This is a genomic window from Paenibacillus allorhizoplanae, assembly GCF_927798215.1.
Classification (GTDB): Bacteria; Bacillota; Bacilli; order Paenibacillales; family NBRC-103111; genus Paenibacillus_E; species Paenibacillus_E allorhizoplanae.
Genome location: NZ_CAKMMW010000004.1, coordinates 42166 through 58901 on the forward strand (window position 1 = coordinate 42166; position 16736 = coordinate 58901).

The window sequence follows — 16736 nt, forward strand, 5'->3', positions numbered from 1 at the left end:
CTCTATCGTGCAGTTTTCCCCTCTATACCACAGGAAACTCCTTATCTTAAGTGCAAGATAAGGAGTGTTCCACCCTATGACACAACGCTTATTTATTTCCCTAATTGTTTATGATAGCTCGTATTAAAATCAGCCCATAATTTCGTGAAATCAGCTTCATATGCGGCTAATCCATCTTTGACAATCGTATCTTTCATTAACTGCCAATTACTTTCGAACTCCGCAGCATCCTTGGACATCACAACTTTAGGAACCAGTTTACGCCAATCGCCACTAATTTTTTGCCCAGGTACCTTTGTGCTGTCTGGCGGCGTTAGCTGCCATAAATAGCCAGGTACTTTCTCAACAGGCGGCAGGAAGTCCGCCCATACTTTCTTGCCGTATTTCGATAATACTTCCTTCGTCATGGCATCATAGTTCGCAACGACAGAATCTCTAGTCACTGGCGTCGCGTAGTCACCATCACCTAGCTTCGTGCCATTACCCAGTGAGAACCAGTCTCCTGCAGTGCCGCTGCTGACACTCTTAAGTCCCGATTTATACGCATAGTCAGGATCCGCTGCCACTTTGGCAATTTTGTCTTTCGTTTCTTGACGTTTGCCGTTAACTACTTCGTAATCTGAACCCTCAATACCCCAATGTGTCAAAATTTGCCCTTCATCCGAGAACAGATAATCGATGAATTGAATGATGCGCTCAGGGTTTTTGGCGTTCTTCGTGATGACCCACTGACCCGTACCCCCACCTGTTGGTGTGATGGTGTTATTGTGATCCACTGTTCCTTCTTTGAAATAAACCGGAATATGTGCGTAAGCGCGTTCAGGTTTACCCGCAGCACGCAGCGATTTCTCTGTATCGCCAACCACCCATGACGGGGCAAATGCAGCGAGTACGCGACCTTGCGCCATTTTGGCTCGCATACCATCCATGTTCAACGAGAATGTTTCCTTATCCAGGAGACCATTCGTGTACAATTTATTCAGAAATTGATCATAGGTTTTGGCGTCATCTGACAGCGGATTATACGTTACTTTCCCGTCAGCAGCAATACGGAAGTTGCCATGATCCGATAAGCCAGCAGCGAAAGTAATGGGGTTGTTGAATTGTGCATCCATAATCCAATCAGCCATTGCCGCTGAATAGCCAATCGTTTCTTTCCCATCAATTTTCGGATGATTCTTTACATACGTACTGATGATGTCATACAGCTGATCTAATGTTTTAATTGTCGGATAGCCCGCTTCCTTCAACACATCATATTGAATGATAAAGTTCGGCGAGGCATCAGGTGATGCTTCTTTGTTCAAAAGCACGCTGGATATCGAATCGATTTTGCCATCCTCAGACTTCAAAAGATTGAAATACTCGCCATACTTCGCTTTGATATTCGGACCGTATTTATCAATCAAATCGTTTAATGGAATGATCGCGCCGGCGTCCTTGTATTTCTTGATATGCACAGGGTCCAGCGGAATAATATCCGGATAATCGCCGCCAGCTAACCAAATATCCCATTTCTGTTTCTCATCGCCCACGATCAAATCATATTTTAGGGAAACGCCTGTTTTCTCTGTAAGCTTCTTACTGACTGGGTTATCCCACGAGATCTTGTTGTCTGCTGTACTCATGGAGAAGGTAACTGGGGTTACATTTGGCTTCTGTGAGGCTGCGGCGGTTGCCGCTGCTGTGCTTTCCGCTGTTGTTGCCTTTGGCGTTGCAGTTTCCGTATCCGTACTGGAAGACGTACAACCCGAGAATGTAATTGCAGCCATACAACTTACGGAAAGTAATAGGAAATGACGGGCATTTTTCTTTCTAATCATAGGACACCCTCTCACTTTAAAATTGATTATATATCTGCGGAATGTTATTTCCGTCTGATATTACGTTTGGTGCTGCGCCATCTCTTATTCTTTCATCGCAGCGACAGTTATTCCTTTAACGAAGTACTTTTGCAGGAAGGGATATACGAATAGGATCGGTAAAGTAACAACAATGGTTAACGCTGCACGAATCGACTGCGGGCTCAGCTTAGCTACGTTATTAGCCCCCATCTGTGCGGTTGTCGTCGCTGACTGTGAAACCGATTGCAGTAATACCTTCATGAGTTCATATTGCAAAAGACTTAATCCCTGATTACGGCTCGTGTATAAGTAATTATCAAACCAAGAGTTCCAATGCTGTACCCCAATGAACAAGGTAATCGTTGCAATGACAGGTAAGCTGATCGGAATAATAACAAGGAATAACGTTTGAAATTCATTGGCCCCGTCGATTCGCGTAGATTCCACGACTCCCTCCGGCAGTTGCTCGAAATAGCTTCGCATTATGATGACATTATAGACACTTACGAGAATAGGCAGAATGTACACCCAGAAGTGGTTCATTAAACCCAAATTCTTAATCAGTAAATAGGTTGGAATTAGTCCGCCATTCACATACAAGGTGATGACGAAGAATACGTTAAACGATTTGCGGAAGATGAATTCCTTGCGACTAAGAGCGAAAGCAATCATCGCCGTGCAAACCACACCTAATACAGTGCCAACTACCGTTCTCGTTATGGAGATAACGACAGCCATGTATAAATTTTTGTTGCTGAAGACGTATTCGTAATTAAAAGTTGAGAATTTTCGCGGAAACCAAGTGACGCCTCCCTTTATTAAATCCAGCGGTTCATTAAATGAGATCGCCAACAAATGAATAAAGGGGAAAAGCGTACAGAAACCAAGAGCCGCTAGAAATAAATAATTGCATACCGTAAAGACATAATCACTGAAAGCACGGTGCCGAAGCATGAACAACCTCCTAACAAATCAACGACTTGCACCATCTTTTTCTAGAACAAACGACTACCCTCCGCTTTCCCCGCTAAAAAGTTCACCGATACGACCAGAATAATGGCGACGACCGATTTGAACATACTAATGGCAACACCATAAGAGAAATCGCCAATTTCCGTGGAATAGCGAAGCGCATATAAATCAAGAACCTCTGAACGGCCGATGACCACCGGATTACCGAGCAAGTATTGGGCTTCGAATCCACCTTGAATCGTCCATCCTAAGGAGATGATAAGCAACAGGAAGGCTGTAGGCATAATGCCTGGAAGGGACACATATCTCATTTTCTGAAAACGAGTTGCCCCATCCACATCTGCAGCCTCATAATGCTCTGGGTTCAAACTGGCAAGTACCGCTAAGTAGATAATCGTGCTCCAGCCCAGCTCCTTCCACAGGTTGGCAGCGGTTTGAATGTACCAGAACATTCCCTCGTTAGCCATAAAATAGATCGGTGAATCGATGAGCCCAAGTTTCATTAGAAACATATTGACCATACCACTATCTGGTGATAGAAAAGTCAGCATGATGTTTGCAATGACAACCCACGAAACAAAGTGCGGAATGTAGGTAATCGTTTGGATCGTCCTTTTGAATGCGGTTACACGAACTTCGTTTAATAACAAGGCTAGCACGATAGCCCCAACGAAGCCTGTTAGCAAGTTCATAATGGCCATGACCATTGTGTTTCGAAGTACATAATAGAAATCCTTGTCCTGAAAGAGCTGTTTGAAATTGTCCAACCCTACGAACGGACTGTGCCAAACCCCTAACCCCAGCTTATACTTCTGAAATGCCATGATCCAACCCCAGAGTGGACCATAAGCAAAGATTAAGGCCCAGATAATGAAGGGCACTGTCATGATTAATAAATATCGCTGCAAATACAGCGTGCGTCCTAATGACCTCCGATGACCCTGATTGGCTCTCACCGTTGACTGCGGCTTTGTCATGATTTTTCCCATTGCGACCTCCTTCCTTACTTCTTCATTATGCGCCCAGACTGCGAAGCCAACAACCTTACAAACCTCAGATGACTACCTTAGAAATGAGAGTAGTTAACATGATTTTAGATTCAGAGATCGCCTAATAAGCGTGAAAAAGCCGCCCGAAACATTCGGACGGCTTTCTGTGAATAGATTATTATCCTGACAACGGCTCTTTCCGTACAGAACGAATGGCTAATGGCACAGCAAAAGCAACTATGCTTGCTATTAACCCATAAATGAACATCCCATGAATGCCGGTGTAGAAGATGTCTGCTTTCGTTACAATGGAGCCCATTACCGTGACACTGACCGCCGTTCCGATGTTACGTGCAAATAGCTGCAGCGAGGTCGAAATCCCCTTTTGATGGGCCTCAACTAACTGCTGAGCACCGATTGTTGACACCGTAAACAGAAGTCCAAACGAGAGTCCCAGCATGGTAAGCGTGCTGAACACGTAGCCAAATGAGGTGCCTTCTCGAATAAAGAATAGTAGAACGGCTGTGATGACAAGTAAAGCGTTCCCCGTTAACAGCAACGGCTTATAACCGAAGCGTATCACCCATTTCCCACTCGGGATTGCGACAACCATCCAACCGATCGATGTGCCGAGCAGCGCAATTCCGCTTACAAATAGCGAATGCCCTTGATTTTGCAAAAATAAAGGAATAAAACTGGACGTTCCGAAAAGAGCCGCACAGCTGAGAAATGAGCCCCCTATCATCAAAGCCACAGGCTTATTGCGCATCAACGTCATGGGAACAATCGGGGCAGCATGCCCTTTTTCATAGAGGAAAAATGCAACAAGCAGAACCACACCAATAGCACCATAGAGGTATGCATAGGAATGTACAACGGTTATTAGAAGTAAGGATGATATCCCTGCGGCAAATAATAGTGCACCCCAGTAGTCGATTACCGCTTTCTTCGGTTGATACACTTCTTTGTAAGGGAGCAACGCAAGTAAAGCAATGAGACATATCGGAACATTCACGAAGAAAATCCAGCGCCAGTTCAAATAGGTTACAAAAAACGTACCTAACGTAGGAGCTAGAATCGCCGCTAATCCCCACATGCCTGTGAAAAAGGCTTGAACCTTCCCTCGCTGTTCCACAGGGTAAATATCGCCAGCAATAATAGATGGAAATGGCATCATCACACCAGCACCAATCCCTTGAATCGCTCTGAAAATAATGAGCTGCACCATGCTATCTGCTAATCCGCAGAGGACTGAGCCCCCTAGAAATAATAAAATACCCGCGGCATATATCCGTTTGCGCCCAAATAAATCCGATAAACGTCCTGCTAAAGGGGCAAGAACCGTAGATAGTACCATATAAGAGGTAAATGCCCAGGCATATAGGCTGTTTCCACCAATGTCATTCACAATGATCGGCATCGTTGTATTGGCAATTGTCGTGTCCATTGACGCGACTAACATGGCCAGTACGATACTGACCATCACGGTAGTTCGATTACGCATGAATTGTCCTCCCTCAGCTGACTTTGACACATCTGTCCATTGTACCTGATTCCAGAAATGATGAATAGCAAGCGATTTACTCGGGATAGAGACGAGCCTGGAAAATTTCTCTTTACAAATACCTTTTGCGGGACTAAAATTAATCCAATATGTTTAGTGGGTAATGAAAAGAGGACATGACAACATGACTTTGAGTATTATTCTAATGGGTGTAATTGTTGGATTTCTGGTCGGAATGACAGGTGTTGGCGGCGCTTCCTTGCTGACTCCCATATTAATTTTAATTGGCATTCATCCTTCCATTGCTGTAGGAACAGATCTTCTTTATAATTCGATTACGAAGCTTTTCGGTACGGTCCAGCATTGGCGGCAGAAAACAATCGACTTTAAGCTTGTGAAAATGCTTGCTATGGGCAGTATTCCGGGTGTTGTACTTGCTGTCGTGTTCCTGAAATTATTCAATTCTTTCTTCGATAATCAAGAAGTAATTATCAAGCACGCACTCGGCTACGTGTTGATTCTGGTAGCCTTCGCAACGTTGTTTAAAGTATTCTTTGGGCATCGGCTGAAAGAAAATCGTTGGCAGCTCAAAACTTTAGAAGAGAAGCGTTGGTTGACGATTACGATTGGCGCCGTTCTTGGCTTCATTGTTGGACTGACTTCCATTGGTTCTGGTTCCCTATATGCGATTGCCATGCTCTACTTTTTCCGAATGATTCCCGTACAGCTCGTGGGCACGGATATCGCGCATGCCTTTCTACTCTCCTCGACAGCAGGTATTCTACATGCAAGTATGGGGAATGTGAACTATACACTCGTCTTTAATCTTCTGATTGGTTCGATCCCTGGTGTACTCATCGGCAGTATGCTCGCAACGAAAGCACCTACAACTGTACTTCGTACGATTATTGCCACCTTAGTATTAATTAGTGGTCTTAAATTAATTTAAAGTTGAAGCAGAGCCCAGGCTCTGCTTTTTTTGTTTAATGGGAGTCGACTCCCTGTCGGATTCTGCGGTTACCCGGGAAATAGCTGAATTATTTCCTGCTATACCGTGCCTATTTTTCCATACAAATAGGCACTTACCTACACCGTGATACGCCCCTCACTCATACGCTGTGAAGAACAACATGTGATCATAAAGGAGCGCTACTGCACATGCAGCGACTAATGTGTAAAGGGAAGATACATCGTGCGACTGTAACGGAAGCCGATTTGGATTATGTAGGCAGTATTACGATTGATGGACTACTGATGCGCAAGGCGAATATCCATCCTTATGAAATGGTTCAAGTCACTAGTCTGCGCAATGCAACCCGCTGGAAAACGTATGCGATTCCCGCTCCAGAAGGCTGCGGCAAAATCGGATTAAACGGCCCGCCGGCCCACCTCTTCTCTCCCGGAGACCTCGTGATCATTCTCAGCATGGGATTAATGGATGAAGAGGAAATACGCGTGCTCAAACCACAGGTCGTTTTCGTTGATCGTCATAATCAACTACTTCAAGTGGAAGAGCATGATCTCGTCATTCAAAGGCAAGAAGAGAAAGCGAATGAGTAATCTATCCACGAGTAAATGGACGAAATATAAACTACTGCGCAAATCAAAAAAACTTCAAGCGTTTCTGCCTGAAACAGATTGGTTGAGTGAGAGCAGTTTCTGGCGCATGCTGACCAAATATGGTCAAATCATTCTAAAACCGACCGGCAGTTATGGCGGGAATGGCGTTATTCGGGTCAAAACCGTAGGAAGCTCTTCCTATGAAGTCCAAGATGGTGCCAAACGCCGAACGTACACGAAGCTAGATGAGATCAATGCATTTATTAAGAAGAAAGCAAATAAAAACTACATCGTCCAACAACGTATCCGCCTTGCCACCAAGAATGGCCGTCCCTTTGATATGAGAGTGATGGTTCAACGACACACGAAGTCTAGTTGGCAAGTGACAGGGATGCTCGCGAAGGTGGCCGGCAAAGGCTTTATTGTCACGAATATTCGCATGAGCGGTGGCCGTGTAGTTACTGTAGAGAATGCTATCCGTGGCTCAGAGCTTAAGGACATGCAGAGTTCTGAGCTCCTTGCTGAGCTGCATGCCGTTGCACTCCGTTCAGCCGATCAGCTAGGTCCTTCCTATCGTTGGGTCAAAACGATGGGGATCGACATGGCCTTCGATAAGCAAGGACATGTTTGGATTATTGAAGTCAACTTCGCTCCTATGCTCGAGTTATTCTTAAAGCTGCCTAATAAAGCTACCTATCGTACAATCAAATCATTTCATGCACGTAGGAAGCAAACATGATCGCTCCTACTAGAGACGCTGAGGAGGTCCAGATATGAAACAATGGGAGCTGCAATGCTCACGATGTTCTGCAAAACTGCCCTTCCGCTATCAAGACATGAAATGCAAATGCGGCGGCACTTTATTGGTTAACTATGATCTTGAGCACGTTGCACAAACGTTCACGAAAACCTCCCTTGCTCTGCGTTATCCTTCTATGTGGCGATATCACGAACTACTTCCCATTCACGATCCGTCCCATATCGTTTCCTTAGGTGAAGGCTGGACGCCTCTACTGCGATTACCCGACTGGGAGAGTAAGCTATCGCTCAAACGTCTATGGATCAAACGAGAGGAACAAAATCCAACAGGCAGCTTTAAATCACGCGGATTTTCGGTGGCGGTTTCCTTATTGAAACAAGCCGGAGCAACGAAAGCTGCGGTTCCGTCCAACGGGAATGCAGCAAGCGCTTTAGCCGCTTATGCTGGAAGAGCCGGCATTCAAGCGTTTGTTTTCATCCCCATGGACTGTCCCTCTCTCATCGTCGATGAATGCCCGATGTACGGAGCAACGACTGTACTCGTCGATGGCTTTATTCATGATGCTGCCGCGATCATTGAGTCTGGCCGTACCGAGCAAGGCTGGGTGAATGTCGGCACATTGAAAGAACCCGGCCGTGTAGAAGGCAAAAAGACGATGGGGCTTGAACTTGCCGAGCAGTTGGGCTGGACGTTCCCCAATGTGATCATTTATCCCACGGGCGGCGGTTCCGGTATTATTGGCATGTGGAAAGCATTCTTGGAGTTGAAGGCATTAGGCTTCATTGATTGCGACATGCCGAGATTCGTTTGTGTACAAGAGGAAGGCTGTCAGCCAATTGTGGATGGTTTGAATAAATCGTTGGGAGGAACGAGTGTAAGCAACACGGCTTCGCTGCCTGTTGGGGACAGAATTATTCCCAATCCAACAGGGATGCGTGTTCCGAATCCGCCGGATTTGGAACTGTTGCTTTCGATTGTCGAGCAAAGCAGTGGAACGGCCATCGCCGTATCCAAAGAGCAAATTGCCCAAGCCACGCATAGCTTAGGCTCGGAAGGCATTTCCTCTTCTCCCGAAGGCGCGGCTACTTGGGCAGCGATGCTTGCCCTGAGTGACAAAGGCTGGCTTCGCCCCACGGACTCCGTGGTGCTTTTCAACACTTCGCATGCGATGAAGTATGCAAAGCTTGGGACAAGTGCCGCTATTCCCATCATTCGGACGTATGATGACTTTATGCTTTATCAGGACATCTGAACCGAATATCTGCTACGGTGATCGGAGGAAATTTCCTGCTGATGCGCAACTGAGACTGCAATTAGCGACGTCTCAGTTGCGCGTTTCGTCGTTTAGACTAGTTGGCATAGCTTAGACTGCTACTTTCAGCGTCTCAGAGCGAACTTTAGGATGGCTGCAACTGCTACTTTCTGCATAATCGGTAGGCATACGCAAAAAAAAATCGAGCCACCCATTATGGGTGGCTCGCGCTCATTAAGTCGGCCGAAATGCCGTTTTTATTAACTAATTATTAACCTGACCTAAATTATTTTCCTCATACAGTCGATACATCGCCTGAATCAATGGTTCTGCTGGGTCACGATTCAATAAATATAATGTCATTAAATATTGAAGAGGAAGTGCGCACGTGTTATTACCATCTTCGACAGCAACAAAACCAGCTTCTAGTACAGGGCCATGCTCCTCATGAAGCTCTAGATCTACATAGATCTTTTGTTCAGGGAATTCCTCGCGAACGGCTGCCGCACAATAAGGAACAATATGCTTGTCCAACAGTTCTTTGGCTTCATCTTCGGATTGAGGCGGATTCGGAAGAAGGTGGCTCTCTTCGCTTCTCAATAAATCAACGAAGAATGAGGACATCCACAATCCTGCATTTGGATTTGTTTGGAAATTACGCATAATTTCATTCAAGAAAAATCCGCATGCTGTGGACTTTTCGTCTTTTTTAAGTGTAAAAGCAAACATCGGACCGTAGGTTGGGTTATTGCCAATTTGCCCATCGACTTCATACTCAGGGAATTGTTCTTTCACAATTTCTTGGATATGTTGGAACCATGTAATAATGACTTGGGCCTGATCACGTTCTGGATCATGTTCAATCTCTTCGGTTGCTTGTGTTTCGATATCTTTGTCTGTCATTGTCGTTATAGCCTCCTGAATCATTCTTAATGGCACGAATATTTCTATTGTAACGCATTTACGCCAGTTCAGAAAGTATATGTTGTAATTTACATGCCGGCATGCAATCTCAAGAAGCAACTAGCTTCATCATAAGGATGCCAACCATCGCAATTGCTAAACCAGATTGTTCTAGTTTCGAGAATTTATCCTTCAAAATAAATCGCGTGTACAACAGTACGATCAGTACATTTAGCGCGACAACCGCCGAAACCAATCCGGTAATTCCATTCGCAAATCCATGAATAATTAGTATCATTCCCATGACATTCGTAATACCAACACCCATACCAAATAGGAACGTCTTGCGTTCTGTCCAAGTACTTCGCGCTGTTTGCTGCGCAGCGTTCTTCTTATCTTTCCACCACCAGATGGCGAAGCAAATCGTGCCAGTTGCAAACATAAAGAACAAGGTCGGAAATAGCGAAGCATGCACGAGCGTTGTCCATTTACTGGACAAGTCGTTTGCTGCAAATAAGAGGAGCGCGATCAGACCCCAACCCGCACCTTGTAAGTTTTTCAACGTAATATCATTGGAATACCTAACGAATAAAATACCAATGACAATAACAACAAAAGCAAACAGCTGAAGCAAGTTCAGCCGTTCACCCCATAGAACATATGCAAATAGTACAACTACAACCGATGGCAATCCTGTCAAAATAGCAACTAAGGAAGCCTTGCCGACTGCGAAGCCTTTGAACATGCTGGCGTTAGCTCCGAAGGAGAACAACCCCATTTGAATCCCAATAAGCGCCGATATTTCCCATTCCGACTGCCAAACTAGGGCACATGCTAAACTTACGACCGCTCCCATGGCAAAGGTGCCGCAGAGTAGTACATTTCGATTCAGCGATTGCTGACTAGACCAATGATATAAAATTCCTCGCAGCCCAAAACATAGAGCCGCGAGGACGGAAAATAGTAGCCACATGATGTTCGTTACCTCATTCTTTCTTTTCTAAAAATGCTGATTTATTTCTCAGTCAAACGTACTAAGATCGCGTCCCCATTAGCGGATACTTTTACTTCTGCAAACTTGGCAGTCTGTTCATAAGTTCTGCCCGTGCCTTCTGGGATAAAGAAATTCTCGATACCATACTTAATTCCTTCATACCCTTCTCGTTCACCGTTCAAGCGGACTTCATCAGCTGCGAGTTGCTCTCCAGCCTTGTACTCCCTACGGAACTCATACACGGTTGAAGCTCCGCTTGGGCCTAGAACAACAGCTATTTTTCCTTTGGAAGACCGTTCTTCTAAGTTGTCTTGATAGATTGGAGGCTCAGAAATCTTGTAGCGCAGGCGAACATAGTCCCCTTGAATCAAGGAACGCGGGTCCAATGGCTGGAGCTGCAACTTGACCAGCTTCCCATGACTGAGTAAATACTCGCTCTTGCCAATCTGCAATGACATCGCCGCTACTTGAAGTAAAACTAATAAGGCAATGATCCAACGATTCGATCCAAGCCCAAGTTGCGGATGAGCAGCATCGTCTGGTTCGAGTCCTTTCTTTTTCTCAATCCACACTGTGATGCCTATGATCAGAATTCCGATAATCGCGAAACTGATGGATTTATGCAGGAGCTTCCAAGCCAAATCGTAATATTTGTATACGAGGAAAGCGATCCAGAACCCCATCGACCAATCAAATATCCATTTGACATGAAGCTGTCGACTTATCAGAATTGCTGCTAGAACGAGTACGAAGAACAGCACATTCGTAGTGTAATACCACGCTGATTCCGTCATAAAGGTTAGGGAAAACAGTGCTAACAAGAAAGAGGGATAGCTGCTGTAAAGGACGGGCTCACGGTATGTTGATAGACGAATCACTTGGCCGCCAGCGAAAAGCAAGAAGAGCAAGCCCGCAAGTATACTAAGCACGGCAACACCACTATTAATCCAATCAAATAAGACAAAAGCCAAGATAATGATGGAGGCTAGGAAGAAGAGGATCCGTGTAATCAATCCCTGTAAAAATACAAAAGCCACAAGAGTTAAGCCTAGATAGATAAGCAGCATCAACGATTGTTCAGTACCAACTGCAGCGCCAGTGCCCAACATAAGCCCGCTTAGCATAATGGTAAAACGAGCTAATACATTAAACCCTCGTGCCAATAGCATCCCAATCACAGCTAGAAAGCCATATCCGATCAGAATATTAGCAGGCTCATCAAACCCTAACACGACAGTCACGAGCCCAATCAGTGTGAAACTTCCTAACAGAGAGCCAATGATAATGACGGAAATCGTAAGTACACGTACGATCCACTTGGTGAAGTCTCCGTCGCCTTTGGTTTCTGTCGTTGCTTCCACATCTGTTCCCGCTTCACTATTCTCTGCAGATGGCTTCCAAGCGCGTACATAGTTCATAAACATCACATTCGCACCAATAAACACGATCACGAACAACAAACTTACAATAAAGAAGAGTTCATTATGATACTCAATAATCAATTCAACATACTTCGTGGTAATCGCGGCTGATATCCAAAGCCCTGCGAACAGCAGATAGACTTTACTCTGTGTCCGATGTGCATACAGGACGGCTGCTGCCAACGCTGCAATGAGCGGCAAGTTCATCCAAAGCCCATAATTCTCGAACGTATGGGATACGGACATGATGACGAATATACAAAGTGTAGCTTGAAAGGTCACCCATTTGAGGAATGGGGAATGTAATCGGCCCTTCTCAAACAAGACGAACAAGGTACCGTTCACGATCGCAAGACCTAACCAGATAAGGAGTGTAGCTCCCTCGGCTTCGGAAAAACTGCCCCATTTTGGAAAAAAGAACAGTCCATAAGCGAGATGTCCCAATATATAACTCAATACATAATAGGGCTGCCATCTGGTTAGGATCGCATACAGAACAGCTGGCAGAAACCACACTAGAAACAAACTATAACTGTCCGCGTGTGAATTATAGGTTTGACCGATCAACCCGACCCCAACTCCGAAAGAAATACAGCTGGCAAATAAACTTAACTTACTTAAAAACTCTCTCCCCACCTTGCGGGAAAGCCAAACGGATAACCCGTAAAACCCCAATATAAGAACAAATATAGGAATAAATTTCTCTAATCGGTTCAACTTCTCCCAGTTGGAAGCAAAGAAGTAACCAATAGCAGTTAAAAGAGCACTAGCCCCCAGTACATAACCAAGTTGAATCATGATTTTGTTGGATTTCATGCTATTCATCTCCTCTCGTACCATGCTTCTAATTCTACAGGAGATCGCTGATTTGAGAAGTACTATCTATTCCTAGTACCTGATCATTAGCCTATGGAAGAAATACGACCATCCGCTTCATTTTCTTGAGCATGACTTCCTTGTGAATGATGCACGAGTTGTTCATAAATGCCTTGCATTGCAAGCAACTCGGTGTGTGTGCCTTCTTCAACAATTTCCCCATGACTCATCACGATAATACGGTCGGCATGCATAATTGTTGATATCCGATGTGCAATCACGATAGACGTTCTTCCTTCAGCAACAATGTTCAAGGCCGTTTGAATGAGCTGCTCGGTTTGTGAATCTAAATTAGCCGTAGCCTCATCCAGAATAAGAACCTTGGGTTGGAATACGATGATGCGGGCAAAAGAAATCAATTGCCGTTCACCTGCCGACAACCCGCTGCCTCTCTCTGAAATCCGGGAGTCATACCCGTCCTTCATCCGTGAAATGAGCGCATCTGCACCGACCAATTTGCAAGCTTCAATGACCGTCTCTCGTGAAATCGCAGTGTCAAACATCCTTACATTTTCAAAAATACTTCCCGCATATAAATAAGGCTCTTGTTGGACTAAGCCAATCGTTCGATGGAGATCCGTCTGCGAGATGTCCCTAATATCAATGCCATCTAAACGTATGGCGCCCCCCTGCACATCATAAAACCGGCAGAGCAGACTGATCAAGGAGCTTTTGCCCGCACCTGTTGTGCCTACAACCCCAATCATTTCGCCAGGAGCGATATGTAAGTCCAAATCTTCAATGACGGCGGTATCCTTCTGATACCCGAAATGCACACGATCGAACTGAATGTCACCTTGAACATTAACCAACGGAATCAATTCTGAAACCTCTTTGTCCTTGACTTCCGGTTGCGCCGAGAAAATATTCCAAATCCGACTCATGGATACTTGTGTCGATTGAAGTGTATTCCATTGTTGTGTGATGTTATTGATCGGCTGAAAAAACTGTCTAATATACGTAATGAACGCGTAGAGCACACCAAACTCAATCGCTTTATCGAAGACGGCAATACCGCCTACCCAAGTAATAAAAGCAATCGATAAGTTCCCCAAAATGTCAAAAGAGCGGTTAAATAACACACTTGTTCGGATCTCTCTTAGATTCGCTCGGAAATAACCTGTGTTCTTATCCGTAAAACGACTCATCTGCTCCTTCTCTTGATGGAACGCTTGAATAAGGTGCATGCCTGATAAGTTTTCAGCTGTGAACGCCACCATTTGGGATAACTTGGATCGTGATAGCTGATACGTTTTACGCATATATTGACGGAAACCTACCGCGATGAGAACGATGATGGGAATGACGATCATACTGTACAACGTTAGCATCGGATCCAAATGATACATGAGCACGATAATGAAAATCAAAGTCATACTATCACGCACTAAGCTTAGGAGCACTTGAGTGAAGAACTGGTTCAATGTTTCCGTATCACTAGACACATGCGTGATCAGGCTTCCGCTCGGCGTTTTATCATAGTAGGACATCGATTGCCTGAAAATATGTTGAAATAAATCTTTACGGATTTTGGCTACAATGCTTTGACCTGCGAATTGCAGCAAATTATTTTGTAAGTAGCTGAAAAACATGCTAGAGATTGATAATACCCCGTAGAGCAAGCAGATCTTGATCAGTGCACTGAAATCATTTTTCCCGATCATGAGATTATCATCGATCGCAATTTTGACCAAATAAGGCTGAAATAGATCTGCCGCGATGCCTAACAAGGCGCATACGACAACAGCAGCAAACGTAAGCTTGTGTGGTTTGGCGTACACAACTAACGAACGAAAGGAAGCTTTCGATTGACTGAGGTCTTGAGGACGTTTATTCCGCTTGAACATCGTCGTTACCTCCTTCTTGAATAGCATACAGCTCCGCGTATAAACCATCTTGGGCTAGCAGTTGATGATGGGTGCCTCGCTGAACAATTCTTCCTTCATGCAGCACGATGATTTCATCAGTGTGCTTAAGAGCAGAGATCCGATGGGCAATCCAGATCGTCGTTTTATTTGTTCGTTCTTTCCTAATCGCATCAATAATGTGCTTTTCCGTTACCGAATCTACAGCGCTGACACTATCATCTAGAATCATCAAAGGTGAATCTTTAATAATTCCTCTTGCTAAGCTCGTTCGCTGACGCTGGCCACCCGACAAGGTTACCCCGCGTTCACCTAGCTTCGTCTCAAACTTTTCTGGAAATGACACGATGCTGGACAATATTTGTGCTTTATTGGCAGCACGTTCCACTTGTTCTATAGAGGATTCCCGTTTGAAGAAGGCAATATTATCCCGAATCGAAGTACTGAACAAAAAGCCCTCTTGTGGCACGTAAGCGATTTGATTCCGCAGACTTTCAAGTGTCACATCACGGATATCGCTATCTCCAATCCATACGGTTCCTTCCGGTGGATCGTAGATACGCAGCATGATTTTCATCAACGTAGACTTCCCGCTGCCCGTTTTGCCAATAATGCCGATCGATTTCCCTGGTTCAATGGTCAGTGAGATATCATGAAGCACTTCATCCTCATCATCCGGATATGCAAATGACAGATGCTCAATACGAATCTCTTCCTGATCTAGCTGCGTAGGTTGAGCAAGCTCATTCTGCTTAATGTCCGATTCCTTCGCTAGCAGCTCATTGACTCGCTCCAAGGAAGCTCGTGAACGCTGCAGCGCATTAATGACACGCCCAATTTGCTGTAAGGGATTCACCATCATCCGAATATACAACGTTAATTCAACGAAATGACCAATCGTAATACGCCCATGAATCGTCAAATAGCCCCCGAAGGCAATCGCAATAATTAGCGATACCGCACCCAGAAACGGAATTAACGCTTCAAATAAAGAGGAAAGTCGTACTAACCGAAGTTGGTTGTCACGAATCCGATCGACCGTCTCGCTAAATCGGCTAATCATGATCGGTTCTACCGCGAATTTTTTAGCAACACGAATGCCACCAAATTGCTCTTCGGCTGACTCAGTCATCGTTCCTAATGCTTCCTGAACTTGTAAGGAGCGCTGCTTGATGACTGGCTGAAATTTAGCGGATAACACAGGAATTAGTAATAAGGGCACAATACAGATCAGAATGACGTACAACGGAATGGAGCTAAACAACATCGAAACAATAGCGGCTGCTATTAAAATAACGGAGTTCGTAATCTGGTTGATCCCGAGTGAGATGGACTCTCGAATAACTGTCACATCATTCATCACATAGCTTAGCAGCTTACCGACACCATTTTGGGAATAAAAAGTTGCTCCGAGACGGGTAAAATGATCAAATAACCGATTTCTCGTTTCGAACTCGAAGCGTCGACCGCTCCGCATAATCATGTATTGCCCTATCGCGCACAATACGCCAAAGGTCACGCCAATGACAAGCAGCTGCACGCTGTACTGCGCAATTAAACTTTTGCTGAGTCCACCCTTCTGGAGCTGGTCCGTAAACATGCCTAGCAGTTTGGGATAGTACGAGTGCACAATATTCCCTACCGAAATCAAGAGTGCGGCGATGACATACACCAGCCAATTCTTAAGCAAGAAATCAACCAATAACCGTGTCGGCTTCAAAACGACATCACTTCCTATTACAATTTTGACTCGCTTGTAAGTCTTTCTCCATGTATTAAAAACGTCCGATCCACGC

13 protein-coding genes are annotated in these 16736 nt (G+C 44.9%); 4 read left to right on the forward strand and 9 right to left on the reverse strand.

Features of this window, described 5'->3' with window-relative positions; translation table 11 throughout:
• Positions 1–92: 92 nt before the first annotated feature.
• The 4 genes from L6I86_RS09040 to L6I86_RS09055 all read right to left on the reverse strand — a co-directional run bounded on the left by L6I86_RS09040 (position 93) and on the right by L6I86_RS09055 (position 5309).
• The gene (locus tag L6I86_RS09040; RefSeq protein ID WP_236286429.1) at positions 93–1823 is read right to left on the reverse strand and encodes an extracellular solute-binding protein; all 1731 of its coding nucleotides are present in this window, start codon (positions 1821–1823) and stop codon (positions 93–95) included.
• An 84-nt stretch (positions 1824–1907) separates the two neighbouring features.
• Positions 1908–2798 (reverse strand): carbohydrate ABC transporter permease, encoded by an 891-nt coding sequence (locus tag L6I86_RS09045; protein WP_236286430.1) that lies wholly within the window; start codon positions 2796–2798, stop codon positions 1908–1910.
• 41 nt (positions 2799–2839) lie between these two features.
• Positions 2840–3805: an ABC transporter permease gene (locus L6I86_RS09050; RefSeq protein WP_236286431.1), complete on the reverse strand. Its 966-nt coding sequence runs from the start codon at positions 3803–3805 to the stop codon at positions 2840–2842.
• A gap of 178 nt (positions 3806–3983) precedes the next feature.
• On the reverse strand, positions 3984–5309 hold the full coding sequence (locus tag L6I86_RS09055; protein ID WP_236286432.1) for an MFS transporter: 1326 nt from the start codon (positions 5307–5309) through the stop codon (positions 3984–3986).
• A 184-nt stretch (positions 5310–5493) separates the two neighbouring features.
• On the opposite strand from L6I86_RS09055, the gene L6I86_RS09060 reads away from it, so the two are divergent.
• The 4 genes from L6I86_RS09060 (at position 5494) to L6I86_RS09075 (ending at position 8881) form a co-directional block, all read left to right on the forward strand.
• Positions 5494–6258 carry a sulfite exporter TauE/SafE family protein gene (locus L6I86_RS09060; RefSeq protein ID WP_236286434.1) on the forward strand — a complete coding sequence of 255 codons (765 nt, stop codon included), beginning with the start codon at positions 5494–5496 and terminating at the stop codon, positions 6256–6258.
• 209 nt (positions 6259–6467) lie between these two features.
• Entirely contained in the window at positions 6468–6869 is a 402-nt protein-coding gene (panD, locus tag L6I86_RS09065; RefSeq protein WP_236286436.1) for an aspartate 1-decarboxylase, read from the forward strand.
• On the forward strand, positions 6862–7608 hold the full coding sequence (locus tag L6I86_RS09070; RefSeq protein ID WP_236286438.1) for a YheC/YheD family protein: 747 nt from the start codon (positions 6862–6864) through the stop codon (positions 7606–7608). Before panD ends, L6I86_RS09070 begins: the two co-directional genes overlap by 8 nt.
• Before the next feature lie 34 nt (positions 7609–7642).
• The gene (locus L6I86_RS09075) at positions 7643–8881 is read left to right on the forward strand and encodes a threonine synthase (protein ID WP_236286440.1); all 1239 of its coding nucleotides are present in this window, start codon (positions 7643–7645) and stop codon (positions 8879–8881) included.
• A gap of 264 nt (positions 8882–9145) precedes the next feature.
• Here the strand turns inward: L6I86_RS09075 and L6I86_RS09080 are convergent, their stop codons facing one another.
• The 5 genes from L6I86_RS09080 to L6I86_RS09100 form a co-directional block, all read right to left on the reverse strand.
• Positions 9146–9784, reverse strand: coding sequence for a hypothetical protein (locus tag L6I86_RS09080; protein ID WP_171631711.1), 639 nt, complete (start codon positions 9782–9784; stop codon positions 9146–9148).
• A 109-nt stretch (positions 9785–9893) separates the two neighbouring features.
• Entirely contained in the window at positions 9894–10757 is an 864-nt protein-coding gene (locus tag L6I86_RS09085) for a DMT family transporter (RefSeq protein ID WP_236286442.1), read from the reverse strand.
• Between the two features lie 41 nt (positions 10758–10798).
• Positions 10799–13039: a GDYXXLXY domain-containing protein gene (locus L6I86_RS09090; protein ID WP_338113374.1), complete on the reverse strand. Its 2241-nt coding sequence runs from the start codon at positions 13037–13039 to the stop codon at positions 10799–10801.
• Positions 13040–13101: 62 nt separating this feature from the next.
• Positions 13102–14922 (reverse strand): ABC transporter ATP-binding protein, encoded by a 1821-nt coding sequence (locus tag L6I86_RS09095; protein WP_236286446.1) that lies wholly within the window; start codon positions 14920–14922, stop codon positions 13102–13104.
• Positions 14906–16660 carry an ABC transporter ATP-binding protein gene (locus L6I86_RS09100; protein ID WP_236286448.1) on the reverse strand — a complete coding sequence of 585 codons (1755 nt, stop codon included), beginning with the start codon at positions 16658–16660 and terminating at the stop codon, positions 14906–14908. Before L6I86_RS09100 ends, L6I86_RS09095 begins: the two co-directional genes overlap by 17 nt.
• Positions 16661–16736 lie beyond the last annotated feature (76 nt).

Excerpts from the sequence above, each read along its gene's own strand:
- L6I86_RS09040 (WP_236286429.1), bottom strand. The coding sequence starts at position 1,823 with ATGATTAGAAAGAAAAATGCCCGTCATTTCCTATTACTTTCCGTAAGT.
- L6I86_RS09045 (WP_236286430.1), bottom strand. The coding sequence starts at position 2,798 with ATGCTTCGGCACCGTGCTTTCAGTGATTATGTCTTTACGGTATGCAAT.
- L6I86_RS09050 (WP_236286431.1), bottom strand. The coding sequence starts at position 3,805 with ATGGGAAAAATCATGACAAAGCCGCAGTCAACGGTGAGAGCCAATCAG.
- L6I86_RS09055 (WP_236286432.1), bottom strand. The coding sequence starts at position 5,309 with ATGCGTAATCGAACTACCGTGATGGTCAGTATCGTACTGGCCATGTTA.
- L6I86_RS09060 (WP_236286434.1), top strand. The coding sequence starts at position 5,494 with ATGACTTTGAGTATTATTCTAATGGGTGTAATTGTTGGATTTCTGGTC.
- panD (WP_236286436.1), top strand. The coding sequence starts at position 6,468 with ATGCAGCGACTAATGTGTAAAGGGAAGATACATCGTGCGACTGTAACG.
- L6I86_RS09070 (WP_236286438.1), top strand. The coding sequence starts at position 6,862 with ATGAGTAATCTATCCACGAGTAAATGGACGAAATATAAACTACTGCGC.
- L6I86_RS09075 (WP_236286440.1), top strand. The coding sequence starts at position 7,643 with ATGAAACAATGGGAGCTGCAATGCTCACGATGTTCTGCAAAACTGCCC.
- L6I86_RS09080 (WP_171631711.1), bottom strand. The coding sequence starts at position 9,784 with ATGACAGACAAAGATATCGAAACACAAGCAACCGAAGAGATTGAACAT.
- L6I86_RS09085 (WP_236286442.1), bottom strand. The coding sequence starts at position 10,757 with ATGTGGCTACTATTTTCCGTCCTCGCGGCTCTATGTTTTGGGCTGCGA.
- L6I86_RS09090 (WP_338113374.1), bottom strand. The coding sequence starts at position 13,039 with ATGGTACGAGAGGAGATGAATAGCATGAAATCCAACAAAATCATGATT.
- L6I86_RS09095 (WP_236286446.1), bottom strand. The coding sequence starts at position 14,922 with ATGTTCAAGCGGAATAAACGTCCTCAAGACCTCAGTCAATCGAAAGCT.